The sequence below is a fragment of the Pseudomonas sp. GZJR-8 genome, assembly GCF_002916705.1.
In the GTDB taxonomy this organism is placed as follows: domain Bacteria; phylum Pseudomonadota; class Gammaproteobacteria; order Pseudomonadales; family Pseudomonadaceae; genus Aquipseudomonas; species Aquipseudomonas synxantha_A.
On record NZ_JXSI01000019.1, the window covers coordinates 14,281 to 40,410 of the forward strand.

26 protein-coding genes and 1 pseudogene are annotated in these 26,130 nt (G+C 59.1%); 19 read left to right on the forward strand and 8 right to left on the reverse strand.

Features of this window, described 5'->3' with window-relative positions; translation table 11 throughout:
• Positions 1-697 precede the first annotated feature (697 nt).
• From TK42_RS25755 to TK42_RS25790, 8 genes are read left to right on the forward strand one after another with little or no spacing between them, the layout of a single operon-like run.
• Complete coding sequence (locus tag TK42_RS25755; protein WP_032876963.1) at positions 698-1,900, forward strand: PepSY domain-containing protein; 1,203 nt, start codon at positions 698-700, stop codon at positions 1,898-1,900.
• Complete coding sequence (locus TK42_RS25760) at positions 1,897-2,433, forward strand: thiamine pyrophosphate-binding protein (protein ID WP_078820799.1); 537 nt, start codon at positions 1,897-1,899, stop codon at positions 2,431-2,433. The genes TK42_RS25755 and TK42_RS25760 overlap by 4 nt, the downstream gene beginning before the upstream one ends.
• The gene (locus tag TK42_RS25765; protein ID WP_005786738.1) at positions 2,430-2,753 is read left to right on the forward strand and encodes a hypothetical protein; all 324 of its coding nucleotides are present in this window, start codon (positions 2,430-2,432) and stop codon (positions 2,751-2,753) included. Before TK42_RS25760 ends, TK42_RS25765 begins: the two co-directional genes overlap by 4 nt.
• Positions 2,750-3,310, forward strand: coding sequence for a DUF6162 family protein (locus TK42_RS25770; RefSeq protein ID WP_032876971.1), 561 nt, complete (start codon positions 2,750-2,752; stop codon positions 3,308-3,310). The genes TK42_RS25765 and TK42_RS25770 overlap by 4 nt, the downstream gene beginning before the upstream one ends.
• A 19-nt stretch (positions 3,311-3,329) precedes the next feature.
• Entirely contained in the window at positions 3,330-4,250 is a 921-nt protein-coding gene (locus tag TK42_RS25775) for a metal ABC transporter substrate-binding protein (protein WP_032876974.1), read from the forward strand.
• Positions 4,247-4,993, forward strand: coding sequence for a metal ABC transporter ATP-binding protein (locus TK42_RS25780; RefSeq protein WP_005786733.1), 747 nt, complete (start codon positions 4,247-4,249; stop codon positions 4,991-4,993). The genes TK42_RS25775 and TK42_RS25780 overlap by 4 nt, the downstream gene beginning before the upstream one ends.
• Entirely contained in the window at positions 4,990-5,889 is a 900-nt protein-coding gene (locus TK42_RS25785) for a metal ABC transporter permease (RefSeq protein ID WP_005786732.1), read from the forward strand. Before TK42_RS25780 ends, TK42_RS25785 begins: the two co-directional genes overlap by 4 nt.
• On the forward strand, positions 5,889-6,851 hold the full coding sequence (locus tag TK42_RS25790) for a metal ABC transporter solute-binding protein, Zn/Mn family (RefSeq protein WP_103735454.1): 963 nt from the start codon (positions 5,889-5,891) through the stop codon (positions 6,849-6,851). The genes TK42_RS25785 and TK42_RS25790 overlap by 1 nt, the downstream gene beginning before the upstream one ends.
• Here TK42_RS25790 and TK42_RS25795 read toward each other — a convergent pair.
• Entirely contained in the window at positions 6,832-7,557 is a 726-nt protein-coding gene (locus TK42_RS25795) for a UTRA domain-containing protein (RefSeq protein WP_032876981.1), read from the reverse strand. The genes TK42_RS25790 and TK42_RS25795 overlap by 20 nt on opposite strands.
• 351 nt (positions 7,558-7,908) lie before the next feature.
• Between TK42_RS25795 and TK42_RS25800 the strand changes: the two genes are divergently transcribed.
• From TK42_RS25800 to TK42_RS25835, 8 genes and pseudogenes are all read left to right on the forward strand, one after another.
• Positions 7,909-8,985 carry an ABC transporter substrate-binding protein gene (locus TK42_RS25800; protein WP_005786727.1) on the forward strand — a complete coding sequence of 359 codons (1,077 nt, stop codon included), beginning with the start codon at positions 7,909-7,911 and terminating at the stop codon, positions 8,983-8,985.
• 179 nt (positions 8,986-9,164) lie between these two features.
• Complete coding sequence (locus TK42_RS25805; protein WP_103735455.1) at positions 9,165-9,971, forward strand: alkaline phosphatase family protein; 807 nt, start codon at positions 9,165-9,167, stop codon at positions 9,969-9,971.
• A gap of 5 nt (positions 9,972-9,976) precedes the next feature.
• Entirely contained in the window at positions 9,977-10,813 is an 837-nt protein-coding gene (locus TK42_RS25810; RefSeq protein WP_177464543.1) for an ABC transporter permease subunit, read from the forward strand.
• Entirely contained in the window at positions 10,800-11,600 is an 801-nt protein-coding gene (locus TK42_RS25815) for an ABC transporter permease (RefSeq protein ID WP_032876990.1), read from the forward strand. Before TK42_RS25810 ends, TK42_RS25815 begins: the two co-directional genes overlap by 14 nt.
• Entirely contained in the window at positions 11,597-12,586 is a 990-nt protein-coding gene (locus TK42_RS25820; RefSeq protein WP_032876992.1) for an ABC transporter ATP-binding protein, read from the forward strand. The genes TK42_RS25815 and TK42_RS25820 overlap by 4 nt, the downstream gene beginning before the upstream one ends.
• A gap of 33 nt (positions 12,587-12,619) precedes the next feature.
• Positions 12,620-13,273 (forward strand): HAD family phosphatase, encoded by a 654-nt coding sequence (locus TK42_RS25825; protein ID WP_103735456.1) that lies wholly within the window; start codon positions 12,620-12,622, stop codon positions 13,271-13,273.
• A gap of 360 nt (positions 13,274-13,633) precedes the next feature.
• A complete protein-coding gene (locus tag TK42_RS25830) occupies positions 13,634-15,715 on the forward strand; it encodes a carboxy terminal-processing peptidase (RefSeq protein ID WP_228309648.1) in 2,082 nt (693 codons plus the stop codon).
• A gap of 180 nt (positions 15,716-15,895) precedes the next feature.
• Positions 15,896-16,936: pseudogene (locus TK42_RS25835) on the forward strand (GGDEF domain-containing protein); the annotation flags it as partial.
• Here the strand turns inward: TK42_RS25835 and TK42_RS25840 are convergent.
• From TK42_RS25840 to TK42_RS25855, 4 genes are all read right to left on the reverse strand, one after another.
• A complete protein-coding gene (locus tag TK42_RS25840) occupies positions 16,933-17,304 on the reverse strand; it encodes a hypothetical protein (RefSeq protein WP_005786715.1) in 372 nt (123 codons plus the stop codon). The pseudogene TK42_RS25835 and the gene TK42_RS25840 overlap by 4 nt on opposite strands.
• Entirely contained in the window at positions 17,301-17,639 is a 339-nt protein-coding gene (locus tag TK42_RS25845) for a helix-turn-helix transcriptional regulator (protein WP_103735457.1), read from the reverse strand. Before TK42_RS25845 ends, TK42_RS25840 begins: the two co-directional genes overlap by 4 nt.
• A 97-nt stretch (positions 17,640-17,736) precedes the next feature.
• Positions 17,737-18,192, reverse strand: a complete 456-nt coding sequence (locus TK42_RS25850) for a YkvA family protein (RefSeq protein WP_005786711.1) — start codon at positions 18,190-18,192, stop codon at positions 17,737-17,739.
• A gap of 291 nt (positions 18,193-18,483) precedes the next feature.
• Positions 18,484-19,224, reverse strand: coding sequence for an FKBP-type peptidyl-prolyl cis-trans isomerase (locus tag TK42_RS25855; RefSeq protein WP_005786709.1), 741 nt, complete (start codon positions 19,222-19,224; stop codon positions 18,484-18,486).
• Between the two features lie 247 nt (positions 19,225-19,471).
• Here TK42_RS25855 and TK42_RS25860 point away from each other — a divergent pair, with 247 nt between their 5' ends.
• Together TK42_RS25860 and TK42_RS25865 are read left to right on the forward strand one after the other, a co-directional pair.
• Positions 19,472-21,280, forward strand: a complete 1,809-nt coding sequence (locus tag TK42_RS25860; protein ID WP_103735458.1) for a di-heme-cytochrome C peroxidase — start codon at positions 19,472-19,474, stop codon at positions 21,278-21,280.
• Positions 21,281-21,309: 29 nt separating this feature from the next.
• Positions 21,310-22,443, forward strand: a complete 1,134-nt coding sequence (locus tag TK42_RS25865) for a catalase family protein (RefSeq protein WP_371920301.1) — start codon at positions 21,310-21,312, stop codon at positions 22,441-22,443.
• A 270-nt stretch (positions 22,444-22,713) separates the two neighbouring features.
• Here the strand turns inward: TK42_RS25865 and TK42_RS25870 are convergent, their stop codons facing one another.
• Positions 22,714-22,962 (reverse strand): helix-turn-helix transcriptional regulator, encoded by a 249-nt coding sequence (locus TK42_RS25870; protein ID WP_103735460.1) that lies wholly within the window; start codon positions 22,960-22,962, stop codon positions 22,714-22,716.
• A 132-nt stretch (positions 22,963-23,094) separates the two neighbouring features.
• Between TK42_RS25870 and TK42_RS25875 the strand changes: the two genes are divergently transcribed.
• Positions 23,095-23,670, forward strand: coding sequence for an acyl-homoserine-lactone synthase (locus tag TK42_RS25875; protein ID WP_050549314.1), 576 nt, complete (start codon positions 23,095-23,097; stop codon positions 23,668-23,670).
• On the opposite strand, the gene TK42_RS25880 is transcribed toward TK42_RS25875, so the two are convergent.
• Together TK42_RS25880 and TK42_RS25885 are read right to left on the reverse strand one after the other, a co-directional pair.
• A complete protein-coding gene (locus tag TK42_RS25880; RefSeq protein ID WP_078820789.1) occupies positions 23,663-25,201 on the reverse strand; it encodes an amidase in 1,539 nt (512 codons plus the stop codon). The two genes, TK42_RS25875 and TK42_RS25880, sit on opposite strands and share 8 nt — an antisense overlap.
• A gap of 37 nt (positions 25,202-25,238) precedes the next feature.
• Complete coding sequence (locus TK42_RS25885; RefSeq protein ID WP_050549315.1) at positions 25,239-25,943, reverse strand: LuxR family transcriptional regulator; 705 nt, start codon at positions 25,941-25,943, stop codon at positions 25,239-25,241.
• Positions 25,944-26,130: the final 187 nt, after the last annotated feature.

The following is a 26,130-nucleotide window of genomic DNA, read 5'->3' on the forward strand; positions in this document are numbered from 1 at the left end:
CAACAATGACAACCGACGGGCAGGCGACAGACCACGATCAAGTAACTAATTTGATCACCGGCACCAGAGAGATAAAACAGTTCGCCACGTGATGGCGCGAATAAACGACTAGCACGGTCATGCAATCAACTTCCTTTTTATAATATTTCGACTTCCAAGTCCGCACCCACTAAAGCCGATACCCGCCAATGTGTCAATACAATAAACTTGTAATTTGTCTGGAATTAACCTGCCCCCGCGCCAACACCCTTTAATGACAAGGGGGGGGCTTTCGTTCAAGCCAAGCTATTTGAAAAACAAATAATACTGAAAGCAACGCGCGCCGCTGTTATAGAGAGCGTTATTTCTACTTATATAACTACGTAGCCGCACTTCCGCTGAGCCAGGGGTTGGGCGCGAGGCAGTGGCGCTCAAATGCATGGCTGATGACGAAATCACCCAGCGGCATGATCACGTCCCTGGAGGTCAGGCCCGGCCTCACGCAAGCCGCTGAACGCTTGCAGGCTGGTGTATTGCGTGTTCGATCAGCTCTCAAATGCGGCCTGAATGTGAACCTGAAACATTTTCTTTCATATGCGCCTTAGGGATTTCTCATTCTCATTCGTCTTAATTTAGATACAGCCCGTCGCGTCAGCAAAAGCTACGACTGGCCTTTTCCGGGCTTTCATTGCCCCCTTCGCTCAAGACCCTCATTCATATGTCGAAGAAGTCACGCTCCAAACTCTGGTTTCTCGTACATAGCTGGCTGGCGTTGCCCATCTGGTTCTTTGTACTGATCGTCTGTGTCACCGGCACCCTGGCCGTGGTGAGCCAGGAAATCGTGTGGCTGGCCAACCCGGATATCCGTGCGAGCAAGCCGTCGGATGACGCCCAGCCACTGAGCTTTGACCAGGTGATCGCGGCCATCAAGCGCGATGAGCCCAAGGCAATCGTCCAGTCCATCATTCGCCCGGATGAGTCGCACTTCGCCCTGAGCGTCGGCCTCAGCTACCCGGATGGGCGCTCGGTGGACGTCTACGCCAACCCCTATACCGGAGCGATCCAGGGCATCAGCCCCTCGTTCAACTTCCAGCAATTTACCCGCGCGCTGCATGGCTGGTGGCTGGTGCCGTTCACCAATGGGTACAGCTGGGGCTGGTACCTGGTATCCGCGCTGGGCTTGCCACTGCTTGCCTCGCTGATCACCGGGCTGGTGGTGTACAAACGCTTCTGGAAAGGTTTCCTGCGCCCTACCCTGCGTATCCGACACGGTGCGCGGATCTTCTGGGGCGACTTTCACCGCCTGAGCGGCATCTGGTCCATCTGGTTTATCGCGGTCATTTCAATCACCGGCACCTGGTTCCTGATCGAGGCGGCCTTGAGCGACAACCAGATATCCATTTCCAGTGAGCCCATCGTGCCGGTGATTGCCCGTGAAAAGGTGCCATTGTCGGCGTCGGGCGTCCCGGCACCGATGATCCCTATCGATAAGGCCATCGACATCGCCGCCGAAAAAATCCCGGGGCTGGACGCCAGCTTTGTGTTCATGCCAAGCAACGCGTACAGCCACCTGCAAATCGGCGGGCGCGGCTGGTACCCGTTGATGTTCCAGACCGCGCAACTGAACCCCTATGACGGTGAAATTGCTGTCTCGAACCTGTTGTCCGACCGCACCCCCCTGGAGTTCGTCACCGAGTCGATGCGCCCGCTGCACACAGGTGACTTCGGCGGTTTGTGGATCAAGTTGATCTGGGCCTTCTTCGGCCTGGTGCTGAGCATGATGGTATTGAGCGGCTTGCTGATCTGGACCAAGCGCACGGCCCTGGCCACCCTCAATGCCCTCAAGCGCGAAGCCAAGACGCAACGTCAGCCCGCTTCTATCCCGGCCATGCACGCCAAAACCTCGGAGGCACAGCGATGAGCAAGGTCGCGACCGTACCGCCATCCCCCCTGCGCGCCTTCTGGCTGAAATGGCGTTTTCACATCAATGTTCTGCTGTTGCTGATACCGCTGGGGTTCATGCCCAAGTACTTCGCCGACGCCGCGCTGTTTCGCGGGGATGCCGGCATCGGCGAGCGCGTAGCCGGGCAAGTGCAAGTCGGACCCTGGAGCCTGACCCTGGCCGAGTTCCGCAATGAAGGCCCGAGCCCGAACCCGGCCGGGCCGATGAAATTCTTCAACGCCGCCCTGTGTGACACCTGCGCCAACGAAGTCAAGGCCACCTACCTGCGTATCGGTAAACCCCGCAGCCTGCGGGCCGCCGGGGTGATCTTCTTCGGTACGCCATACCGTATGGGCGCCGCCCTGCCGGTGCCAGAACGCACACCAGTGGACGCCGAAGTCTGGGTGACCATGGAAGGCTGGGACGGCAGCATGCACCAGGGTTCCATCCCGCTGAACCAGGCTTCGCCTGCCACCATCGCCTGGCTGAACAAGCAAGGAGTCAAACCATGACGTTCAAGCGCCTGACCCGCGCCGCACTGTTACTGTGCGCCGGCTTGAGTACCACCGCCTTTGCCCACAACCCGATGTGCGAATGCAAGGAAATCCCCGGCGAGCAGATCCAGTGCAAAGGCGGCTTTTCCGACGGCAGTGGCGCACCCGGCGTGACGCTGGATGTGATCGGCTACGACGAAACCATCCTGGTGCCCGGCAAGCTCGGTGAAGATTCGACCCTGACCTTCAAGAAGCCCGCAGCCGAGTTCTATGTGCTGTTTGATGCAGGCCCCGGCCACGTGGTGGAAATCGACCAAGCGGATATCCAGGCGCAATGAGTACTACACAGGTTGTACGCCCCGCCGGTGCCGGCCATGAAACGCTCTATGTGCTGCTGCTGTGCCTGATCATCCTGGCGGTGGCGGGCACGGTCGTGGCGCTGCACGGTGAAACCCAGGAAATTGCGGCGGTGCCAAGCCACCAGTTGGACGCCCGCCGTGACCTGAGCGCCGCCGAGCAAGGCATCTACGCCGACCTGCGGGTGACTCTGGATGAAATCCACTTGTTGCAGCAGGAGCAAAGCGCCCTGCCGACACCTGAGCAACTGGCCGACGAAGGCTTCGCCCCCTTTGCCCAGGATGCCAGCTCGGTCAGCCGTGGTGGCCATCGCTGGCAGTTACTCCCCTCGGCCGCCTACCTGGGCTTGAGCCAGGCACCGGCCACCAGCGGCTCGCTGCTGATGCGCGTGCAGGGCGACGAGCCGGATATCTGGCTCAACCGCAGCGTCAATCTTGCCGCCCCCTCCGACCTCACTGACCAGGCACTGATCGCAGCCGGCTGGCAGCAAGTGGTTGCGCAATTCGATGCCGGCGTGACCCGCCAGCATCGTCACTGAACGAGAAGACCGATTGCCCATGTCTATTTCATCGCCCCTGTTGCGCCTGTTACTGGTCAGCTTTCTCAGCCTGCTGCTCGCTCCCCTGGCGAATGCCGAAGCAGCTAAACGCCTGCGTATCGGCATCACCCTCCACCCCTACTACAGCTACGTGGCCAATATCGTCGGCGACAAGGCTGAAGTGGTACCGCTGATCCCGGCCGGCTTCAATCCACACGCCTACGAGCCCCGCGCCGACGACATCAAGCGCATCGGCACTCTGGACGTGATCGTGCTCAATGGGGTTGGCCATGACGACTTCGCCGACCGCATGATCGCCACCAGCGAGCGCCCGGACATCAAGGTGATCGAGGCCAACGCCAACGTGCCGCTGCTGGCGGCCACCGGCAATGCCGCGCGCGGTGCGGGCAAGGTGGTCAACCCGCACACCTTCCTGTCGATCAGTGCATCGATTGCCCAGGTCAACAACATCGCCCGCGAGTTGGGCAAGCTCGACCCGGACAACGCCAAAACCTACACCCAGAACGCCCGCACCTATGGCAAGCGCCTGCGCCAGATGCGCGCCGACGCCCTGGCCAAGTTGACCAGCGCCCCCAACCCGGACCTGCGCGTTGCCACGGTGCACGCAGCCTACGACTATCTGTTGCGCGAGTTCGGCCTGGAAGTCACCGCAGTGGTAGAACCGGCCCACGGTATCGAGCCAAGCCCCAGCCAGTTGAAGAAAACCATCGATGAACTGCGCGCCCTGGATGTGAAGGTGATCTTTTCGGAGATGGATTTCCCGTCCACCTACGTCGAGACCATCCAGCGTGAATCCGGGGTCAAGCTGTACCCGCTGTCGCATATTTCCTATGGCGACTACAGCGCTGAAAAATACGAAGTGGAAATGACCGGTAACCTCAACACTGTGGTCCGCGCAATCCAGGAGTCAGGGGCATGACCGCCGCCCAACAACTGAACGCCGTCAGCGTCGGCCCGACCCTGAACTTCGACCAGGTCTCGCTGACCCTGGGGCGCACCGTGATCCTCGACGACGTGAGTTTCCAGGTACAGCCAGGCAGCATCCATGCGCTGGTCGGTCCGAATGGCGGCGGCAAAAGCTCGCTGATCAAGACCCTGCTCGGCCAAACGCCCCACCAGGGCCGTTTAAGCCTGGAGTGGCCGGCCGCGCCCGGCACCATTGGCTACGTGCCTCAGGCGCTGGAGTTCGACCGCGGCCTGCCGATGACCGTCGACGATTTCATGGCTGCCATGTGCCAACGGCGGCCTGCGTTCCTTGGCCTGTCCCGGCATTACGCAGCGGCGATCGGTGACGCACTTGAGCGCGTCGGCATGCACGACAAACGCAAGCGTCGCATGGGCGCGTTGTCCGGCGGTGAACGCCAGCGCGTGCTGCTGGCCCAGGGCCTGATCCCTGCACCGCAATTGCTGGTGCTGGACGAACCCATGTCGGCCCTTGATGAAGCCGGCATCCAGGTGTTCGAACGGCTGCTCAATGATTGGCGCCTGGCCGGGATCACCGTGCTGTGGATCGAGCACGACCTGGAAGCCGTCGGCCGCCTGGCTGACCGTGTCACCGGCCTGAACCGTCGCGTGCTGTTCGACGCCACGCCAAAAGAGGCGCTGACCCCGGACCGCCTGCTGACCCTGTTCTCCACTCACCCGCGGAGCCCGGCACAATGAGTTATGAAGCCTTTCGCTTGATGGTCCAGGGCTGGGCGTCTTCCGGTTACCTGCCGGAAGCCCTGGCCTACGGGTTTGTGGTCAACGCCCTGCTCGCTGGCTTGCTGATCGGCCCGGTGCTGGGCGGCCTGGGCACGCTGGTGGTGGTCAAGCGCTTTGCGTTTTTCTCCGAAGCGGTCGGCCATGCTGCGCTGACCGGCGTGGCCGTGGGCATCCTGCTGGGCGAACCCTACACCGGGCCCTATGGCAGCCTGTTCGGCTACTGCCTGCTGTTCGGCATCCTGCTCAACTATCTGCGCAATCGTACCGGCCTGGCGCCGGATACCTTGATCGGCGTGTTCCTGTCGGTGTCGCTGGCGCTGGGCGCCAGCCTGCTGCTGATCCTGGCCGGCAAGATCAACGTGCATATCCTCGAAAACGTTTTGTTTGGCTCGGTACTGACGGTCAACGGCAATGACTTGCTGGTACTGGCAATCGTCGGTTCGCTGGTCATGGCCCTGGCATTGCCGCTGTACAACCGCATCATGCTCGCCAGCTTCAACCCGCAACTGGCGGCGGTGCGCGGTGTGGCGGTGAAGACGTTGGACTACCTGTTCGTAATCCTGGTGACGCTGATCACCGTGGCTGCGGTCAAGGTGATCGGCGCGATCCTGGTCGGTGCGCTGCTGGTGATCCCTGCCGCCGCGGCGCGCCTGTTGAGTCAATCGCTCAAGGGCTTTTTCTGGGTCTCGGTGCTGATCGCCACTGTGAGTACCCTGTGCGGCATCCTGCTGCCGATCATCTTCGACCTGCCGATCCCGTCCGGCGCTGCAATCATTCTGGTTGCCGGTATCGCCTTCGCCTTCGCCGCCATCGCTCGCGGCACCGTGCCCAGCCTCAAAGGGAATCTTGGATAATGCGCCCTGTCTTTCGCCCAATGGCCCTGGCCATCGCTTGCTTGATCAGTACATCGGCACTGGCTGCCGTTGATGGTTTTGACCCGAAGGAATTCAAGGCCAATCACGGCCTCGGCCATGCCGCGCTGACCAAGGCCAAGTCGGTAAAACCGGTCAAGGTGCTGGCCTCGCTGCCCATTACCTACGGTTTGGCCGAAGTGCTGCTCAAGGATACCGACGTGCAACTTGAACGCGCCGCGCCAGCCAACCTACCTGGCTCGCGGCAGGTGTCCTACTTCACCGGCCGCGGCGCGGCGGCACTCAACACCTTGGCGCAGGACGCCGACGCCGCCATCGGCTTGCGCTCGCTGTGGGCCGATGATCCGCTGTACCCCGTGGCACGGCGCAGCAATATCCGCATCGTTGAAGTGGACGCTGCACGCCCGGTGGACGGTGGCTTGCCGGGCATTGCGGTACAACCGGGTGTCACCGATGGCCTCAACAGCCAACCCTGGCAATCGAGCAACAATCTGGGCCGTATGGCCGATGTATTGGCCGCCGACCTGAGCCGCCTGGCGCCGGCTGTCAAACCCAAGATCGACGCTAACCTGGCCGCGCTCAAACAGCGTTTGCTCAAGCTCACCGCCGACAGCGAGGCGCGCCTGGCCAAGGCCGATAACCTGAGTGTGGTCAGCTTGAGCGATCACTTTGCCTATTTGATCAGCAGCTTGAACCTGGAACTGGTCAGCACCGATGCTCGCCCAGACGCAGACTGGACGCCTGAAGCGCTGCAAAAACTCAGTGCGCAGCTCAAGGACAACGAAGTGGCGGTGGTGTTGCACCATCGTCAGCCGAGTGAAGTGGTAAAAGCAGCTGTCACTGCAGGTGGCTCCACACTGCTGGTGTTGAATGTGGACGGCGCCGAACCGGTGACAGAGTTGCAAACCAATGTGGATCAGGTGATCAAGGCGCTGACGCCATAACGTCTACCCCCACATGAATCGCATCATGGCGCCAGAACTCCAGGTCGCAGTCGATCAAACGCTGGTGCTGGTCATAGTTGACCCGGGCGATGCGCAAGCCCGGGCTGCCCACCGAGACGCGCAGCGCAGCGGCCGCTTCCACCGGCAGTGAGGTCGGCACAATCTCGAAACGCACCCGCCCGTAGTGCAAGTCATATTTGCTGGCATACAGCTCAGTCATCGACTGATTCAAATCACACGCCAGGATCCCCGGAAAATACTGCGGGTTCAGGTAGTGCTCCACGTACAACACCAGGCGTCCGTCAATCCTGCGGCCCCGGCAAATCTGGATCACGCTCGACAACGCCGGCAACTGCAACCACGCGCACACCGCCGCCGACGCCGGTTGCAAGCGTGCGGAAATGACCTGCGTGGAAGCCTCACGCCCCTGGTCGCTGACCATCGCGTGAAAGTGGCTGCGCTGCATCAGGTTATAGGCCAGCCGCGGTGGCGAGACGAACCAGCCCCGGCGCTCTTCGCGATAAATCTGTCCTTGGGCCTCCAGTTGTAACAAGGCTTCCCGCACGGTAATGCGGGTGGTACCAAACAACTCGCTGAGCTTGCGCTCGGCGGGCAATTTGCTGGCTGGCGGCAACAGGCCGTGGTCAATCTGCTCCTGCAGCGCCAGGCCGATGGAAGTTACCGCCTTGATTGCCTCATCCCGCATCAACTTTACCTATCTGGACTAGACCAGCACCGTTCAGGTGCACAAATCGCGCTCTATCTGGGCTTTTGCTGCTGCGAGCCAGCCTAGGCATTACAGATGACCGACAGATGACAGCCGGTATCCACCGCCTGCACCACACCCTGCAATACATCGGCCAAGTCCAGGGCCTGCGGGCTGTTGGGCATGGTCTACGCTAAGTCTGAGCTGAGCGACACCCGTGCTTCAAAAACGACATCGACATGAAACTGTCATCCATCGGGCCTAAATTGGCTCAGGTATTGCTGACCTAGACCACACCCTCGCCAACGTTCGTATAAGACGCCGCGTGTAAAACGCCCAAAGGAGCTTCGGATGAAACAGCTTTTCCTGGCATCACTGTTAGGCTCGACCATTGCCATGTGCACCGCCGCCATGGCCGCTGATACCGATCTAAAAACACTGGAAGCCGCCGCCAAGGCGGAAGGCGCCGTCAACAGCGTCGGCATGCCCGATGATTGGGCCAACTGGAAAGGCACCTGGGAAGACCTGGCCAAGACCTACGGCCTCAAGCACATCGACACCGACATGAGTTCGGCCCAGGAAATCGCCAAGTTCAAAGCCGAAAAAGACAACGCCAGTGCCGATATCGGTGACGTGGGCGCAGCCTTCGGCCCGATCGCGGTGAAGCAGGAAGTCACCCAGCCATACAAACCCTCCACCTGGGCGCAGGTTCCGGATTGGGCAAAAGACAAGGACGGTCACTGGGCCCTGGCCTATACCGGCACCATCGCGTTTATCGTCAACAAAAAACTGCTGCACGGCTCCGAAGTCCCGACCAGTTGGGCCGACCTGCAAACCGGCAAATACAAGGTGTCGGTGGGTGATGTAAGCACCGCAGCCCAAGCCTCCAATGCGGTACTCGCCGCCGCTATCGCCAACAAGGGCGACGAGAAAAACATCGCACCGGGCCTGCAGTTTTTCACCAGGATCGCCCAGCAAGGTCGCCTCTCACTGTCCAACCCGACCATCGCCACCATGGAAAAAGGCGAAGTCGAAGTTGGCATTGTCTGGGACTTCAACGGCCTGAGCTACAAAGCCAAGATGGCCAACCCGGATGACTACGTGGTGCTGATTCCATCGGATGGCTCGGTGAAATCGGGCTACACCACCATCATCAACAAATACGCCAAGCACCCGAACGCCGCCAAGCTGACCCGCGAATACATCTTCAGCGATGCAGGCCAACTCAACCTGGCCAAGGGCAATGCGCGTCCGATCCGTGCAGAAACCGACCTGAAGCTGCCGGCCGATATCGCCAAGAACCTGATCCCGGGCGAGCAATACACCAAGGCCAACCCGCAGCCGATCAAAGATGCCGATGCCTGGGAAGCGACGTCCAAGAAGCTTCCGCAGATGTGGAACGAGCAGGTCATCGTAGAGATGAAGTAATCGGTCTCTCTGATCGAAGTGCGGTCAGTGTGGGAGCTGGCTTGCCTGCGATAGCGGTCTGACATTCAACATTGGTGTCCACTGATACACCGCCATCGCAGGCAAGCCAGCTCCCACATTTGATCCGGTTTCAACCGAAAAAACGATATCTGCCCATCTGTCGCGGAGCCCCAGCCCCCATGAAGCACACTGTCATCCTTGTCGTGCTCGACGGCCTGAACTTCGAGGTCGCCCAGCACGCCATGGGACACTTGCAGGCCTACGTCGGCGCAGGACGCGCAGCCCTCTACAAACTGGAATGCGAACTGCCCGCCCTGTCCCGCCCGTTGTATGAATGCATCCTCACCGGCGTGCCACCGATTGACAGCGGCATTGTCCATAACAACGTCTCGCGCCTGTCCAACCAGCGCAGCATTTTCAATTACGCCACCGACGCCGGCTTGAGCACCGCTGCGGCGGCTTACCACTGGGTCAGCGAGTTGTATAACCGCACGCCCTTTCTCGCCGCCCGCGATCGTCACACCGACAACAAGGCACTGGCGATCCAGCACGGGCATTTCTACTGGACTGACCACTATCCGGATTCCCATCTGTTCGCCGATGCCGAGAGCCTGCGGCTCAAGCACGCGCCCAACTTTTTGCTGGTGCATCCGATGAATATCGACGATGCCGGCCACAAGCATGGCCTCGACACCGCGCAATACCGCAACAGCGCCCGTTCGGCCGACATTATCCTGGCCGACTACCTGCAAGGCTGGCTCGACGCCGGCTACCAGGTGCTGGTCACGGCCGACCACGGCATGAACAACGACCGCTCTCACAACGGCCTATTGCCGCAAGAGCGCGAAGTGCCGCTGTTTGTCCTCGGTGACGCCTTCAGCCTGGATGCTGACGCCGCGCCGAAACAAACCGATCTGTGCGGTACCGTCTGCGAGCTGCTTGGCGTGCCGCACGACAAACCGGTGTGCCGGGAGTTGCTCAAGTGAATTCGATGACCCGCGGCAAATGGCTGGCCCTGCTGTGCCTGGTGCCCTTCGCACTGTTCTTTATCGTGTTCGAGATCGCGCCGCTGGTATGGGTGCTGATCAACAGCCTGCAAACCGAAGAGGCCGGTTGGGGCCTGGAAAACTTCACACGGATCTTCAGTTCGAAGTTCTACCGGCAGGCGATTCAGTTCAGCCTGGAGATCAGTTTCTACTCCAGCATCTTCGGCATCGTCATCGCCACCTTGGGCAGTTATTCGTTGCGCCGGGTGGATTCGCCGCTGCGCAACTTCGTCACGGCCTTTGCCAACATGACCAGCAACTTCTCCGGCGTGCCCCTGGCCTTCGCGTTCATCATCCTGCTGGGCTTCAACGGCAGCATCACCATCATGCTCAAGCAGGCCGGGATCATTCAGGACTTCAACCTGTACTCCAAGACCGGCTTGATCATCCTCTACACCTACTTCCAGATTCCTCTTGGTGTGCTGTTGCTCTACCCGGCCTTTGATGCATTGCGCGAAGACTGGCGTGAGTCGGCTGCGCTGCTCGGCGCCAATGGCTGGCAGTTCTGGCGACATATCGGCTTGCCGGTGCTCACCCCTGCCCTGCTTGGCACTTTCGTAATCCTGTTGGCCAACGCCCTTGGCGCCTACGCCACGGTCTACGCCCTGACCACCGGCAACTTCAACGTGCTGCCGATCCGCATCGCGGGGCTGGTCTCTGGTGATGTGTCGCTGGACCCGAACATGGCCAGCGCCCTGGCCGTGGTACTGGTGGCGCTGATGACGGTGGTCACCGTGGTCCATCAACTGCTGCTCAAGAGGAGCTACCATGTCTCGCGCTGATGCCGGCCCGGCCTCCCTCTACCATCGGGTAGTGGTGTACCTGCTGTTCCTTATTCTGGTACTGCCGCTGATCGGCACCTTTGTCTACTCGATCTCCAGCAGTTGGTCGGCGACTATCCTGCCCGCCGGATTCAGCGTGAAATGGTACGTACAGCTGTGGAGCGACCCGCGCTTTCTGATGGCGTTCGGGCAATCGTTGCTGGTGTGTGTGGGCGCGTTGATCCTTTCGGTGGTATTGATTTTGCCGCTGCTGTTCGTGGTGCATTACCACTTTCCCAAGCTTGATGCGCTGATGAACATTCTGATTCTGCTGCCCTTCGCGGTGCCGCCGGTGGTGTCTTCAGTCGGTTTGCTGCAACTGTACGGTTCCGGGCCGTTGGCGATGGTGGGTACGCCGTGGATTCTGATCGGCTGCTACTTCACCGTGGCGCTGCCGTTCATGTACCGGGCGATCACCAACAACCTGCAAGCCATCAACCTGCGCGACCTGATGGACGCCTCGCAACTGCTCGGCGCCAGCACCTGGCAAGCGGCGATCCTGGTGGTGCTGCCTAACCTGCGCAAAGGCCTGATGGTGGCATTGCTGTTGTCGTTCTCGTTCCTGTTCGGTGAGTTCGTGTTCGCCAACATCCTCGTCGGCACGCGCTACGAGACCCTGCAGGTGTACCTCAACAACATGCGCAACAGCAGCGGCCACTTCACCAGTGCCGTTGTGATCTCCTATTTCTTCTTTGTGCTGGTGCTGACCTGGGCCGCCAATATCTTGAACAAGGACAAAAGCCAATGAGCTTCGTCAGCGTCCAACATCTGCAAAAAAGCTACACCGGCACGCCAGTGTTCAGCGATATCAACTGTGAAATCGCCAAGGGCGAGTTCGTCACCCTGCTCGGCCCGTCCGGTTGCGGCAAGTCCACCCTGCTGCGTTGCATCGCGGGGTTAACCTCGGTAGACAGCGGCACAATCCTGCTGGATGGGCAGGACATCGTGCCCCTGAGCCCGCAGAAACGTCAGATCGGCATGGTGTTCCAGAGCTACGCGCTGTTCCCCAACATGACCGTGGAGCAGAACGTCGCGTTCGGCCTGCGCATGCAAAAGGTCAACGCCGACGACAGCCACAAGCGCGTGCAGGAAGTGCTGCAATTAGTTGAGCTAACGGAACTGGCCGGCCGCTATCCGCACCAGATGTCCGGCGGCCAGTGCCAGCGCGTCGCCCTCGCCCGCTCCCTGGTGACCCGCCCACGCCTGCTGTTGCTCGATGAACCGCTGTCGGCATTGGATGCACGTATTCGCAAGCACTTGCGCGAACAGATCCGCCAGATCCAGCGCGAACTGGGGCTGACCACGATTTTCGTGACCCATGACCAGGAAGAAGCCCTGACCATGTCCGACCGCATCTTTTTGATGAACCAGGGCAAGATCGTGCAGAGCGGCGATGCCGAAACCCTCTATACCGCCCCGGTGGATGTGTTTGCCGCCGGTTTTATCGGCAACTACAACCTGCTCGATGCCGACAAGGCCAGCCAGTTGTTGCAACGGCCAATCAAGGGGCGCATTGCCATTCGCCCCGAGGCCATCGAGTTGAGCCGCAGCGGCGAGCTCGATGCGCTGGTGCGCAGCCACAGCTTGCTGGGTAACGTGATTCGCTACCGCATCGAAGCCCGTGGCGTGGAATTGGTGGTCGACGTACTCAATCGCTCGGCCGACGACCTGCACCCGGACGGCCAGCGCCTGGCACTTTCCATCGACCCCAGCGCCCTGTGTGAAGTAGCCTGACAGGCAGCGACCTATTGAGAGAGAACATGACGGATGGCATTGGTAATTTTTGATCTGGACGACACCCTGATCCACGGCGACTGCGCCACCCTGTGGAGCGAACAGATGGGCCGCCTGGGCTGGGTAGACCCTGAGTCGTTCATGCGCAGGAACAACGAATTGATGGACGCCTACAGCCGAGGCGAGTTGCGCATGGAAGACTTCATGGACTTCAGCCTGGAGCCGATGATCGGCCGCACCCCCGAAGAAATCGAGCATCTGGTGGAGCCGTGGGTTGAGGACGTGATCGAGCCGCTGATCTATAGCGACGCCACCAAGACCATCGCCCGCCACCGTGCGAATGGCGACCGGATCCTAGTGATTTCCGCCTCGGGCACTCACCTGGTCACGCCGATTGCGGCGCGTATCGGTATTGAAGAAGTGTTGGGGATTAACCTGGACGTCGGCCACGGCGTGTACAGCGGCAAGACCGTAGGCGTGCTGACCTATCGTGAAGGCAAGATCACGCGCCTGCTGGAATGGCTGGAGCAGGAAGGAGAAACGCTGGAGGGGGCGTATTTCTACTCGGATTCGCGCAATGACTTGCCGCTATTGCTCAAGGTCGACCACCCGCAGGTGGTGAACCCGGACCCGGTGTTGCGCGCCCACGCCGAACAGGCCGGCTGGCCGATCCACCACTGGACCTGAATCAATAGAGATCAACCTGTGGGAGCTGGCCTGCCTGCGATAGCGGTGCAACAGTGAAGAATTCTTCATCTGGTGCACCGCTATCGCAGGCAAGCCAGCTCCACACTGACTGCATTTCAATCCAGGATTCGGTCAGGCTGTTGGCAATATGGACTACATCGAATGTAGGACTGGGTTCTTCTAACCCTCCACATGCCCCTCAACGCCTTGCAATGCTTTCACAGTGCCTCCATAGTGAGTCTGGACTGAGCCCGTAGCAGTAGCGTCGGGCTTTTTGCATTATGCGACCGGACCATATGGAACCGGCTCCCTCAAAGACGGCCTAATATGCGTTATCAATTGCCCCCGCGTCGAATCAGCATGAAGCATCTGTTCCCCAGCACCGCCCTCGCTTTTTTCATTGGTCTCGGCTTCGCGTCGATGTCGACCAATACGTTCGCAGCCAATAGCTGGGACAACCTTCAGCCTGATCGCGATGAGGTGATCGCCAGCCTTAACGTTGTCGAGTTGCTCAAGCGCCATCACTACAGCAAGCCGCCGCTGGACGACGCTCGCTCAGTAATCATCTACGACAGCTACCTCAAGCTGCTGGATCCGTCGCGCAGCTACTTCCTGGCCAGCGATATCGCTGAGTTCGACAAGTGGAAGACGCAGTTCGACGACTTCCTCAAAGGCGGCGACCTGCAGCCCGGCTTCACCATCTACAAGCGTTACCTGGACCGCGTCAAAGCGCGTCTGGACTTCGCCCTGGGTGAGCTGAACAAAGGTATCGACAAGCTCGACTTCACCCAGAAGGAAACCCTTCTGGTGGATCGCAAGGATGCCCCTTGGCTGACCAGCACGGCAGCGCTGGACGACCTGTGGCGCAAACGCGTCAAGGACGAAGTGCTGCGCTTGAAGATCGCCGGCAAAGAGCCCAAGGCCATTCAGGAACTGTTGACCAAGCGCTACAAAAATCAGTTGGCGCGCCTGGACCAGACCCGTGCCGAAGATATCTTCCAGGCCTACATCAACACCTTCGCGATGTCCTACGACCCGCATACCAATTATCTGTCGCCGGATAACGCGGAAAACTTTGATATCAACATGAGTCTGTCCCTGGAAGGCATTGGTGCCGTCCTGCAAAGCGACAATGACCAGGTCAAGATCGTACGTTTGGTACCGGCAGGTCCGGCGGACAAGACCAAGCAGGTCGCCCCGGCAGACAAGATCATTGGCGTGGCCCAGGCCGACAAAGAGATGGTCGATGTGGTCGGCTGGCGCCTGGACGAAGTGGTCAAGCTGATCCGTGGCCCCAAAGGCAGCGTGGTGCGCCTGGAAGTGATTCCGCACACCAACGCACCGAACGACCAGACCAGCAAGATCGTGTCAATCACCCGTGAAGCGGTGAAGCTCGAAGACCAGGCGGTGCAGAAGAAAGTCCTCAACCTCAAGCAGGATGGCAAGGACTACAAGCTGGGCGTGATTGAGATCCCGGCCTTCTACCTGGACTTCAAGGCGTTCCGTGCCGGTGACCCGGACTACAAGTCCACCACCCGCGACGTGAAGAAGATCCTGACGGAACTGCAGAAAGAAAAAGTCGACGGCGTGGTCATCGACCTGCGCAACAACGGCGGCGGCTCCCTGCAAGAAGCCACCGAGCTGACCAGCCTGTTTATCGACAAAGGCCCAACCGTGTTGGTCCGCAATGCTGATGGGCGTGTCGACGTGTTGGAAGACGAGAACCCGGGCGCCTTCTACAAGGGGCCGATGGCGTTGCTGGTCAACCGTCTCTCGGCCTCGGCTTCAGAGATTTTCGCCGGCGCCATGCAGGACTATCACCGTGCGCTGATCATCGGCGGCCAGACTTTCGGCAAGGGCACCGTGCAGACCATTCAGCCGCTGAACCATGGCGAGCTGAAACTGACGCTGGCCAAGTTCTACCGGGTTTCCGGGCAGAGCACCCAGCATCAGGGCGTGCTGCCGGATATCGATTTCCCGTCGATTATCGACACCAAGGAAATCGGCGAAAGCGCACTGCCTGAAGCCATGCCATGGGACACCATCCGCCCTGCGATCAAGCCGGCGTCGGATCCGTTCAAGCCGTTCCTGACGCAGTTGAAGGCAGACCACGACACCCGCTCTGCCAAGGATGCCGAGTTCGTGTTTATCCGCGACAAGCTGGCCCTGGCCAAGAAGCTGATGGAAGAGAAAACCGTCAGCCTCAACGAAGCGGATCGCCGTGCACAGCACTCCAGCATCGAGAATCAGCAATTGGTGCTGGAAAACACTCGCCGCAAAGCCAAGGGTGAAGATCCGCTCAAAGAGCTGAAGAAAGAAGATGAAGATGCCTTGCCGACCGAAGCGGATAAAACCAAACCGGAAGATGATGCCTACTTGGCCGAGACTGGCCGGATCCTCCTCGACTACCTGAAGATCACCAAGCAGGTGGCCAAGCAGTAAATGATGGCAATTTAATGTGACCGCTCCACGCAGTGTCATCATATAGACATCATTCTGTCGTGAAATGAAAGGACCGCAGGCTTAACGCCTGCGGTCCTTTTTTTTCGATCGAGATCGCCATGACCGTGACCGAACCGCTGGATGCATTGGGCTCAATCCTGGCTCAAGGCAGTTTGCACACCGCAGGAAGCGCGCCTGATGTTGCCCAAGCCGGATAACACCACGACTGCCCTCAGCGATGAAGGCAGTGACCTCAGCGCCCTGCTGAACGAACAGCCAGCGGTGGATCAAGACACCGCCACGGCTCAAGTGCTGGAAGCGTTCCATCACCAGGCCAATCTCAATTCACTGGCGGTGCTGGATGGCGGCGGTCGCCCGATTGGAATTGTGCACCGACACTCGCTGTCGGACGCGCTGCTCAAGCCGTTCGCGACCGACTTGTTTGCGCGCAAACCGATCAGCCGATTGATGAGCGATGATTTCCTGGCGGTGGAGTTGAGCCAGTCCTTGCAACAGGTCAGCCGTTTATTGACCAGCCGCGCACGGCAGCGCATCGAAGAAGATTTCATCATCACGTTGAACGGTGACTATCTGGGCCTGGGCCGGGTGATCGACGTGCTCAAGCTGATCACCGAACTGAAAATCCAGCAGGCGCGCTACGCCAACCCGCTGACTTTGCTGCCAGGCAACGTACCGATCCAGCAATGCCTGGCTCGGCTGTTGCAGCAACAGCGCGAGTCGCTGATCTGTTATGTGGATATCGACAGTTTCAAGCCGTTCAACGATATCTACGGCTACGGGCGTGGGGATGAAGTGCTGCTGTGCCTGGCGCAATGCCTGAACGACCAGGTAGACCCCAGCCGCGACTTTGTCGGGCATATTGGCGGCGATGACTTTTTGCTGGTGCTGGGCCCGCAGGATTGGCGCAAGCGGCTCAACCAGTTGCTGGACGACTTCCATACCCAATGCCGACGCTTTTACCGCGCCGAGCACGTGGATGCTGGTTGCTTCGTGTCACTCAACCGTCAGGGCGTGCGCCAGGAGTTCGCCTTGCTATCGCTGTCTATCGGTGTGGTGCATCTGTATCCACAGGCCTGTGCGCAACTCGATGCCAGCCAGTTGGCAGAACTGGCCTCGCAAGCCAAGCACCATGCCAAGGACGTGGCCGGCTACAGCATCCATGTGATCGACAGCCTGGACATGTACTCAGCAGCGCTTTAAGCCTCGGCGGACTCCGGGTATTCGTACTCGAACACCCGCACCACTTCCGAAGCGTGCCAGGACGCAGCCGCCACGCCATCGGAGGGTCCACTGAAGCGCCCGAGACGCTCCACACACTCAAAGAACCCGGTACGTGGCAGGCGGCTGGCACCCTGGCTGATCACCAGGGAACTGCGCAGCGGCTGCTCGGCCTTGGCATCCAGCGCCGCCAGGTGCTCCAGGGCAGCCGCCAGGGTTTGCATGGCTGGCGTCGGAAATTGCAGGCGCTCAAGCAGCGCCCGGTACGTCAACAAATGGCGCTGGCGACGCGCCTGATCCAATTCGTTGAGCAACCCATCCCAGTGTTGACGGCTGATACGTAGGCTCAAGACTCATCCCTCCAACCTGCCACGCCCAATTCCCAGGCCAGGCTGCGGCGAATGGCGGCATCCGGCTGGCGTTCACCACTTTCAATCAAACCAAGGTACGAGGGGCTGATCCCCACCGTGCGTGCCAGGGTCTCGATAGCCAGGCCCTTGGCTTCACGCAGGCCGCGCAGGTCTGCGAGCGGGCGCAGGTCCTGGTCGATGGCGGCAGAGGCGGCAGGAGAAGAAGCGGGTGTAGGTGGCTGCTGACCGGCAGCTCTTAGCAGTGCCTGGTACTGGTCCCATGGCAACACCGCATATTCGGGTGCGCCATCGCGCGAAATGATCTGAATATCCATGACTGCCCCGTAGGATAAAAACACTTACTAAGTAAGTTCTTTCCTTAGAAGTGTAATCCTAACAGCCGCGAAGGTCGCTGGGGGATCCCCGGCATCATTAGTTTTTTTGTGGGTTTTCCTGGGCCAGCAGCTCAGGCGTTGCAGGGAGGCGCTCAACCACCGCGAGTTTTTCCGGGCGTTGCGCATCCCGCCAGGCGCGAAAGGCGCTCAGTTCGCCGCTCAGGGTCTTCATGACCCATGCCAGCACCGCGATGTCGTCGAACATGCCGAACATCGGGATGAAGTCCGGGATCGCGTCAATCGGGCTCAGAAAGTACATCAACCCCGCCACCACCGAGATCAACGCCTTGGGGCTGATCGCTCGGTATTCGCCGCGCCAGTAAGCCAGGCAAAGGGCTTGGAGCAATTTGAGATCATCCTTGAGCTGGCCCAGGCGATTGCCCTGGCTTGAGCCTTTGGCCGCAACGGCAAACAGCAAGGTCGGCAAACGTCCACGGCCCAGCAGACGCGCGGCCATGGGCAGAAAACGGGTGAAGTTGAAGGGTGGTTTCATCAGGCACTCCAGTTCCAGGCGAGGTAAAAGGTTATCCACACAAATTGTGGATAACCTTGTGAACAGAGCCTGTTTTATCAGCTGAAAGCCACGGTCTATAAGGCTTACAGTCAGATCGGGCGTTTTTTGCGCACATAAAAAAAACCCAAGATTTCATTGACTTGGCCTGTATGTGCGGCTACCCGTGCTCGAGTCTTACATCAGACTGCGCGCAATGCTGCGGGTTCTATCGGATTTACCCAGAAACAACAACGCCCCGTCGAGACGGGGCGTTGTGTGTTCAGGCGCCGATTACTTCTTGGCGGCTGGTGCAGCAGGTGCGTCAGCAGCTTCTGCCTTGGCTGGGTCCTTGATGCCCAGCAGTTCCAGGTCGAATACCAGCACGGAGTTGGCTGGAATCGCCGGGCTCGGGCTCTGGGCGCCGTAGGCCAGGTCGGACGGGATGTACAGCTCGACCTTCTCGCCAACGTGCATCAGTTGCAGGCCTTCGACCCAACCCGGGATCACGCCGCTGACCGGCAGGTCAATCGGGCTGCCGCGATCCACGGAGCTATCAAAGGTGGTGCCGTTGGTGAGCTTGCCGGTGTAGTGCACAGTCACCACGTCGGTTGGCTTGGGCTGGGCGCCGTCGGCCTTCTTCACGATCTTGTACTGCAGACCGGAAGCGGTGGTGACGACGCCGTCTTTCTTGGCGTTGTCTTCGAGGAATTTCTTGCCGGCAGCTGCCGACTCTTCGCTCATTTTGGTCATGCGCTCTTCAGCACGCTTTTGCAGCGCGGCGAAGGCTTCAACCAGCTCGTCATCTTTGAGCTTCTGCTCTTTCTTGCCGACAGCATCTTCGATGCCTTGGGCTACCGCTTTGGAGTCCAGGTCATCCATGCCTTCTTGGGCAAGGCTCTTGCCCATGTTCAGGCCGATGCCGTAGGAAGCTTTTTGCGCCGGGGTTTTCAGCTCTACGCTGGTCTGCGAATCACAACCCGCAAGTACCAGGCTAACCAGGGCCACCGCCGCCGCCAACCGATGCTGTTTCATGCTATTTCCTTGTTCATGCGCCAAAAGGGCATTCGAATAAAGTCGCGAGCTTATCAGGCGGCCACGACCAATGGCTACCGGCATGTGAGCAGGAAACTTCTGATAAGTTCACGTGTTTAAAAGCATTTCCATTTATCATGGGGCACCGCGACGGATCGCGGGACCGCCTGCCAGCAGGCTCATCGCTACTTGCCGCACCTGTGGCGCAGTGGCATAACAACGCGACAATTCGACAAGGATAGTTATCTTGCGCACTTTTTCCCGTGTTTTACTCCTGATACTGATCGCCCTGGGCCTGATTCTGGCCGTGGTGCTCTATTACACCGTCAACCCCAAGCTACCCGACTACGTGCCAGTAAAGCAGGTGCACTACCAGGATCAATGGAGTGCCGCTGACCGTCAGACCTACTACTTCACGCCCCAGGGCACCCAGGTAAAGGGCCTGCACTACGATTGGTTCACGGCCCTGGAGCTGCCGTTCTCCGAGCAACGCTTTGCCGCGCCGGAGTACCTGGCGCGCTTTGGTTTTCTGGTCGACCCCAAGCAAGTGCCCACCCCGCAAAACCCTGGCAACCTGCCGGTAGGTTTTGCCCGACACCAGAACGCCGACAGCCAGGTTCAATACCTGGACATCACCTGTGCGGCCTGCCACACCGGTCAATTGCACTTCAAGGGCCAGGCCCTGCGTATCGACGGTGGCTCGGCGCAACACGTGCTGCCCTCCAGCGTACCCACCTTGCGGGGCGGCAGTTTTGGCCAAGCCCTGGTCGCCAGCCTTGCCGCTACGTATTACAACCCGTGGAAGTTCGAGCGCTTCGCCCGCAAAGTCCTGGGTGATCAGTACGATACCCAGCACAATCAGCTGCGCCAGGACTTCAAACAATCGCTGAACCAGTTCCTCAAAGTCGCCTGGAATGATACCCATCGCGGCCTCTATCCCACCGAAGAAGGCCCCGGTCGTACTGACGCCTTCGGGCGCATCGCCAATGCCAGCTTTGGCGACGCTATTTCCCCCGACAATTATCGTGTCGCCAATGCCCCAGTGGACTACCCGCAGTTGTGGGATATCTGGACATTCGACTGGGTGCAGTGGAATGGCTCGGCTCAGCAGCCCATGGCGCGCAATATCGGTGAAGCCCTTGGTGTAGGCGCAACCCTGGCCTTCTTCGACAGTGCCGGCCAACCGCTCCAGGGCGACGCTCGCTACCCGTCCAGCGTACGCGTGCGGGACCTGCACCTGATCGAAGAAACCCTGCAACGCCTCAAGCCGCCAACCTGGCCGGAGGACTTGTTCGGCGCCATCGACAAACCCCTCGCCGCCCAAGGCCGCGCACTCTTCGCCGAAAACTGTGCTGGCTGCCATATACCCGCGGTCACCGAGGAAAATGGCCGCCCGGTGCAGCAGTTGAAAATGCTGCCGGTGGACTACATCGGCACCGACCCCGGCACCGCCAGCAACATTGCCGACCAGCGTTATGACCTCAGCGCCCTGCAATGGGACCCGGCCGAACTGGCCCAACTCAATGTTGAACTACACCCTGCGCCCACCGCGCCACTGGATCTGAAAAAAATGTCCGTGGCCCAGGGGCTGGCCTACGTCACCGCCTTTGTCGAAGAACATGCCTACCGCGCTGCCGGCGTGACCCCGGCCGAGCGCCCGAGCCTGGACGGGTTCGGCCTGCCGATTGGCGTGCGCGAATTACGCGCCTATAAAGCGCGACCACTGGCAGGCGTATGGGCTACCCCGCCGTTCCTGCACAACGGTTCGGTGCCGACGATCTACCAACTGCTTTCGCCCCAGGACGAACGCAGCACCACCTTCTATAAAGGCACGTTCAACTACGATCCACACCATCTGGGTTTTGAAACCGCCTCGTTCAAGAATGCCTTCCTGTTCGATACCCGAATCACCGGCAATCACAACAGCGGCCACGAATTCCGCGCAGGCGCGCGGGGCAATGGCGTCATTGGCCGTGGCTTGCTGCCCCAGGAGCGCTGGGCGCTGCTCGAGTACCTCAAAGTACTGGGCGGCCCGCTGGAGCACCAACTGCCATGATTATTCGATCACAAAACAAGGAACGTTCCATGCTCGCTCGTCTCTGGCTGCGCCTCGGCGCTTTTCTCGGCAAGACCCTGTTGTGGCTGGTGGGCGTTGGGCTGTTGGGGTGGCTACTGGCGACCATATGGTTCGCCTGGCAGCACAGTGGCCCGGTGTCAGCGGATGAACAGATCCCGCCGGGTGAAGCAGCGATGACCCAAGGCATCATCCAGACCGCCGTACGCATCGTTGACCAGCACCGCGAAGGCACTCGCTACCTGCGCGATGCCCATGCCAAGGCCCATGGTTGCGTGAAAGCCGAGGTCAGCGTTCTGGCGGATCTCGACCCGGCCTTGCGCCAGGGCGTGTTCGCAGAGCCGGGCAAGGTCTGGCAGGCGACGATGCGCCTGTCCAACGGCAACGCCTACCCACAATTCGACAGCATCCGCGATGCCCGCGGCATGGCGATCAAGCTATTGGATGTGCCGGGCAAGCAACTGATGGCCGACCAGCAAGCCCGCACCGAGCAGGATTTCGTGATGTTCAGCCACCCGAATTTCTTTGTCAGCGATGTCGCCGAATACGCGCAGAACATCGGCGCGCAAGCGGATGGCAAGAAGGTCCTGGCGTTCTTTCCCAAGCTCGACCCGCGCAGTTGGCAAGTGCGCCACCTGTTTATCGCCCTGGCAACGCTGGCGCCCGCACCGGCCAGCCCGACGCAGACGACTTACTTTTCAGTGTCGCCCTACAAGTTTGGCGCGGCCAACGCCAAGTTTCGCGTCGCGCCCGACCCGCAAAGCTGCCCGGAATACGTACTGCCTAAACAGAACCAGGCCCTGCCGAACTTCCTGCGCAGCGCCCTCAATCAGCAACTGTCCACCGACCGCGTAGCGGCCTGTTTCGTGCTGCAGATCCAACGGCAGAACCCGCAAAAGTTCATGCCCATCGAAGACACCAGCATCGAATGGAAAGAAAGCGATGCGCCGTATGAAACCGTGGCCAAGGTCAGGATTCCTGCCCAGGATTTCGACACGCCGGCGCAGAACCTGGCCTGCGATAACCAGCCGTTCAACCCTTGGTTCGGTGTGGAAGCACACCGCCCCATCGGCGGCATCAACCGGTTGCGAAAGGCGGTGTATGAAGCGGTCAGCGACTACCGTCACAGCCGCAATGCGCCGTAGCGGCCGTTGCGCGTAAAGAGCGCGTAACAATGGGCCCGGCGCCGTAAGGTTTGCGTCGGGTCTATTGAAGCCAGGAAGCCGAGGCCCTAGCGTGATCGTCAACTCAAATCTAAGCAGGAAATCACCGTGGAAAGCTCAACTCTCGGCATGCTCGTGCTTTCAATAATTGCAGTGTTCGGCACCGCGTCGTTTATTTTCGAACACTTGGCCGTTCGCCAGACACGCAAGAAAAAACTCAAATAACCCAGCAGTACTCGCCTGGCTTGGGAGTCAGCCGAACCTGTCCGAGGCAGACTTGCCCATACGCTCGAACTCCAACTCAAGATCATCGTCTGCAATAACCCCTGCGCAGTACAAGCGCAGCAGCATGTACAACGGAACAAGCATCCGCCCCGTCTTTTCAATTCGACTTCCTGAACTCTGGGTGACACCAAATTTCGCCCAGAAATCCGCCTGGGTCATCCCTTTTTTCGTTCGAAAAAAAATGACCTCATTCACAAACTTTGAACATCTATACATAAACGCCCAACTCCCGCTCAGAAGAAGGGGATCTTCACATACTCCTTGATATCAGGATACCTATCAACACTTATAGTTTAACGCTTATGCAATCTGCATAAAGCTATGCACTTCGAAGCCGAGGAAGCCAGCATGAAATATCTAATAGACAAACGCGAGAACATATCACCACGTTATCTGGAGGGCATGCATAAACTTCGGGCTTCAATCTTCAAGGATAAAAAAGGCTGGGATGTGTCGATAATTGCCGACATGGAGATAGATGGTTACGACGCCTTGGCCCCCACTTATATGCTGCTGATCGATGATATCAACGAAAACAAAGTGGCGGGCTGCTGGCGTATATTGCCAACCACAGGTCCCTATATGCTCAAAGACACGTTCCCCAACCTGTTGACCACTAAAAAACCTCCGCGTGCCGCCAACATCTGGGAGCTTAGCCGATTTGCCATAAGTGCCAGTGAGCGCGGCGGCTTCGGCTTTTCCAATACCGCCATGAAGGCCATTGGTCACCTCATCAGGCATGCGCACTCGCAGCACGTTGAAAAGCTCATCACCGTTACTTCCGTGGGTGTCGAAAAGATGCTGATGAAAGCGGGGCTGGAGTTGGTCAGACTAGGCCCGCCCCTGACTATCGGCGTAGAACGAGCCATCGCTGTTGAAGTTAACTTGAGCAACAAGACCCTGGACGCAGTCAATGCTATTTGATCTGAGTACTTGACGCCGCTGAAGAGTGAGGCGGGCTACGATGTCGCCAGGGCCGTGCAACTTCAAGCGAACGTGCAAGTTGCAGCAGCAAGGCCTCATTGCCCATCTTTGCGATGAACTGTGTGCCGATGGGAAGTCCTGTTTCGTTCCAGTACAGAGGCACACTCATCGCCGGTTGCCCGCTCATATTGAACGGTGTCGACCACCCCATATATTCCATGACAGTGCGCGAATGTTCTGCAAGGCGATTGCCCAGTCGCAGGGGCCAGTCCATTCCCCATTTACCTAATACTCTACGCGATAGGCGATCCTCCAACGGACTCAAGCGAAACGCTCCCACCTTCGATGCCAACTGGTTGGCTACCGGCGTCACCAGCACATCGTAGTGTTCATGAAAGGCGCTCATGATGCGCCCCTGATGAAGCGCCAACTCTCTCGCCCTGGCGAGATCGACCGCTTTGAGGATATGGCCCTGCCGGGCCAGGGCCCAGGTCCCGCTCTCGAAATCCGCGTAAGTCGCCACGCGATCAAGCATGCGCCCCGCGTTCTGCACCAGGCTCGCCATTTCCCCGCACACCAGGGTCAGCATGGCTTCGCATAATTGATCGGGGGATGCCAAGGGTGGATGGGCTTCAACCACCTCGTGCCCAAGGTCCGTCAACAGCTTCAAACTGCTTTCCAACGCGGCGCGACAGTCGGGACTCAAATCCCCACCCAGAAAAGGCTTGAAGGTGTAAGCAATGCGCAGCCTGCCAGGCGCATCGCCGATACCCGCAAGAAACGATTGAGCCGGTGCGGGCCAACGGTAAGCATCAGCATCATCACTTCCCGCAATCAGGATATCGAGCATGGCAGCACTGTCGCGCACGCTTTTTGAGACCGCGTGTTCAACTACCAGACCCTGCCATAACTCTGAAAAATGCGGCCCGCAGGGAGACCGACCACGTGTTGGCTTGAGGCCGAAAACCCCGCAATGGGAAGCGGGTAGCCGAATTGAGCCACCTCCATCGCTGCCGTGGGCAATCGGGGTCATGCCCGCCGCGACCGCTGCACAGGCACCGCCGCTGGAGCCGCCCGGCGACAGTTCCAAGTTCCAGGGGTTACGTGTGGCACCGGTTGCATCAGACTCGGTATAGGGATGCAAGCCCAACTCCGGCGTCGCGGTTTTACCGACAAAGATCAACCCCGCCTGTCGATAACGCTTGATCGTCTGCGAGTCCTCCCTGGCAACATAGTGCGCGAACAGCCGGGAGCCGTTACGTGTGGGGCAGCCCTGAATTTCCGCAAGCAGGTCCTTGACCAATAAGGGGACGCCGGACAACGGGCCGTCTGCCAATGGCACCTCGCATTGTGCCTTGGCCTCGCGCTCAAGAAGATGCACCACCGCGTTGATCGCGCCATTTCCTGCGTCGATCCGCTGAACGGCGGCGCTCACAAGCTCCAGAGGGGTTACTTCTTTAAGGCGCACCATCTCAGCCAGCGCAATGCCGTCCAACTGGTCGTATTCAGGAAAGTGGAACGCGCTGACCATAAGAACCCTTATTTGAAGGCGTTATCGATAATCCGCATCAGGGCGTGACCAGGCCGGAACGGATGCCGCTGATCACGGCATGCTGGCGTGATTCAGCATTGAACTTACGCATAAAGTTGGTGACATGGTAATTAACTGTAACTTCTGCACAGGACAGAATTCGCGAAATTTCCCAAGAGGTTTTACCGGCGGCCACCCACTTCAGACATTCCAGCTCACGAGCGGTCAACTTCGGTGGTTTTTCGACCTCCTTTTCAGCAGCACTCTGTATTTTCTGGAACGATTCGATCAGATAATCACGCATCAAGGCAAATTGTGGCAGCCCCTTGGAACGAATGACGTCGGCCGGTGACTTCTCATCCGTAATAAAGTTCAACATTCCGAACTCTCCGCGCGGCCCATGGATGGGCATACACAGCCCCGAACAAACACCACTGGCGCTCGCAGCCTCATACAATTGCTGTTCGGGCTTGTTAATAAAATTTTCCTTTGTCCAGACCAACGGCAATGAACTGTTCAAGCAATGAAACACAACAGGGTCGACTTCGTAATAGGCATTCGCGTCATAGATACTGCGCCATGACCTGGAATAATTACTGATGATGGTCGAAGAGCTGAAAGGCGTACTGATCGTGGGCTTAACCCCAAACAGCACCGAAGAAAATCCATACTCTTTCGCCAAGGCAAACAGCACTTTACTCCAGGCCTCCAGCGTCTCACACATCAGAATGTCTTCAAGCATCTTAACCTCCTTGTTATATGGGGACTATTAGTGGCCGCCCCACATTGAATGGCCACTATTCGAAGAGCAACGCTCACCTTGTTAGGCAGGTTGGATCCAATCCACTTCAAGAAGTAAGTTAACGAAAAAACATAGATTGTCAAATTAAACAAAAGTCATAATGGCGCGCATTAAGTCCCGCGACGAA

Bases quoted from the DNA above. Each gene is read 5' to 3' on its own strand.
- TK42_RS25845 (WP_103735457.1), bottom strand. From the start codon at position 17,639: ATGGATATTCAGATCATTTCGCGCGATGGCGCACCCGAATATGCGGTG.
- TK42_RS25870 (WP_103735460.1), bottom strand. From the start codon at position 22,962: ATGTATAGATGTTCAAAGTTTGTGAATGAGGTCATTTTTTTTCGAACG.
- TK42_RS25815 (WP_032876990.1), top strand. From the start codon at position 10,800: ATGTCTCGCGCTGATGCCGGCCCGGCCTCCCTCTACCATCGGGTAGTG.
- TK42_RS25820 (WP_032876992.1), top strand. From the start codon at position 11,597: ATGAGCTTCGTCAGCGTCCAACATCTGCAAAAAAGCTACACCGGCACG.
- TK42_RS25775 (WP_032876974.1), top strand. From the start codon at position 3,330: ATGTCTATTTCATCGCCCCTGTTGCGCCTGTTACTGGTCAGCTTTCTC.
- TK42_RS25780 (WP_005786733.1), top strand. From the start codon at position 4,247: ATGACCGCCGCCCAACAACTGAACGCCGTCAGCGTCGGCCCGACCCTG.
- TK42_RS25880 (WP_078820789.1), bottom strand. From the start codon at position 25,201: ATGGTCAGCGCGTTCCACTTTCCTGAATACGACCAGTTGGACGGCATT.
- TK42_RS25810 (WP_177464543.1), top strand. From the start codon at position 9,977: ATGACCCGCGGCAAATGGCTGGCCCTGCTGTGCCTGGTGCCCTTCGCA.
- TK42_RS25770 (WP_032876971.1), top strand. From the start codon at position 2,750: ATGAGTACTACACAGGTTGTACGCCCCGCCGGTGCCGGCCATGAAACG.
- TK42_RS25850 (WP_005786711.1), bottom strand. From the start codon at position 18,192: ATGAAACCACCCTTCAACTTCACCCGTTTTCTGCCCATGGCCGCGCGT.
- TK42_RS25865 (WP_371920301.1), top strand. From the start codon at position 21,310: ATGCTCGCTCGTCTCTGGCTGCGCCTCGGCGCTTTTCTCGGCAAGACC.
- TK42_RS25795 (WP_032876981.1), bottom strand. From the start codon at position 7,557: ATGCGGGATGAGGCAATCAAGGCGGTAACTTCCATCGGCCTGGCGCTG.
- TK42_RS25800 (WP_005786727.1), top strand. From the start codon at position 7,909: ATGAAACAGCTTTTCCTGGCATCACTGTTAGGCTCGACCATTGCCATG.
- TK42_RS25755 (WP_032876963.1), top strand. From the start codon at position 698: ATGTCGAAGAAGTCACGCTCCAAACTCTGGTTTCTCGTACATAGCTGG.
- TK42_RS25855 (WP_005786709.1), bottom strand. From the start codon at position 19,224: ATGAAACAGCATCGGTTGGCGGCGGCGGTGGCCCTGGTTAGCCTGGTA.
- TK42_RS25885 (WP_050549315.1), bottom strand. From the start codon at position 25,943: ATGCTTGAAGACATTCTGATGTGTGAGACGCTGGAGGCCTGGAGTAAA.
- TK42_RS25875 (WP_050549314.1), top strand. From the start codon at position 23,095: ATGAAATATCTAATAGACAAACGCGAGAACATATCACCACGTTATCTG.
- TK42_RS25830 (WP_228309648.1), top strand. From the start codon at position 13,634: ATGAAGCATCTGTTCCCCAGCACCGCCCTCGCTTTTTTCATTGGTCTC.
- TK42_RS25760 (WP_078820799.1), top strand. From the start codon at position 1,897: ATGAGCAAGGTCGCGACCGTACCGCCATCCCCCCTGCGCGCCTTCTGG.
- TK42_RS25805 (WP_103735455.1), top strand. From the start codon at position 9,165: ATGAAGCACACTGTCATCCTTGTCGTGCTCGACGGCCTGAACTTCGAG.
- TK42_RS25785 (WP_005786732.1), top strand. From the start codon at position 4,990: ATGAGTTATGAAGCCTTTCGCTTGATGGTCCAGGGCTGGGCGTCTTCC.
- TK42_RS25825 (WP_103735456.1), top strand. From the start codon at position 12,620: ATGGCATTGGTAATTTTTGATCTGGACGACACCCTGATCCACGGCGAC.
- TK42_RS25765 (WP_005786738.1), top strand. From the start codon at position 2,430: ATGACGTTCAAGCGCCTGACCCGCGCCGCACTGTTACTGTGCGCCGGC.
- TK42_RS25790 (WP_103735454.1), top strand. From the start codon at position 5,889: ATGCGCCCTGTCTTTCGCCCAATGGCCCTGGCCATCGCTTGCTTGATC.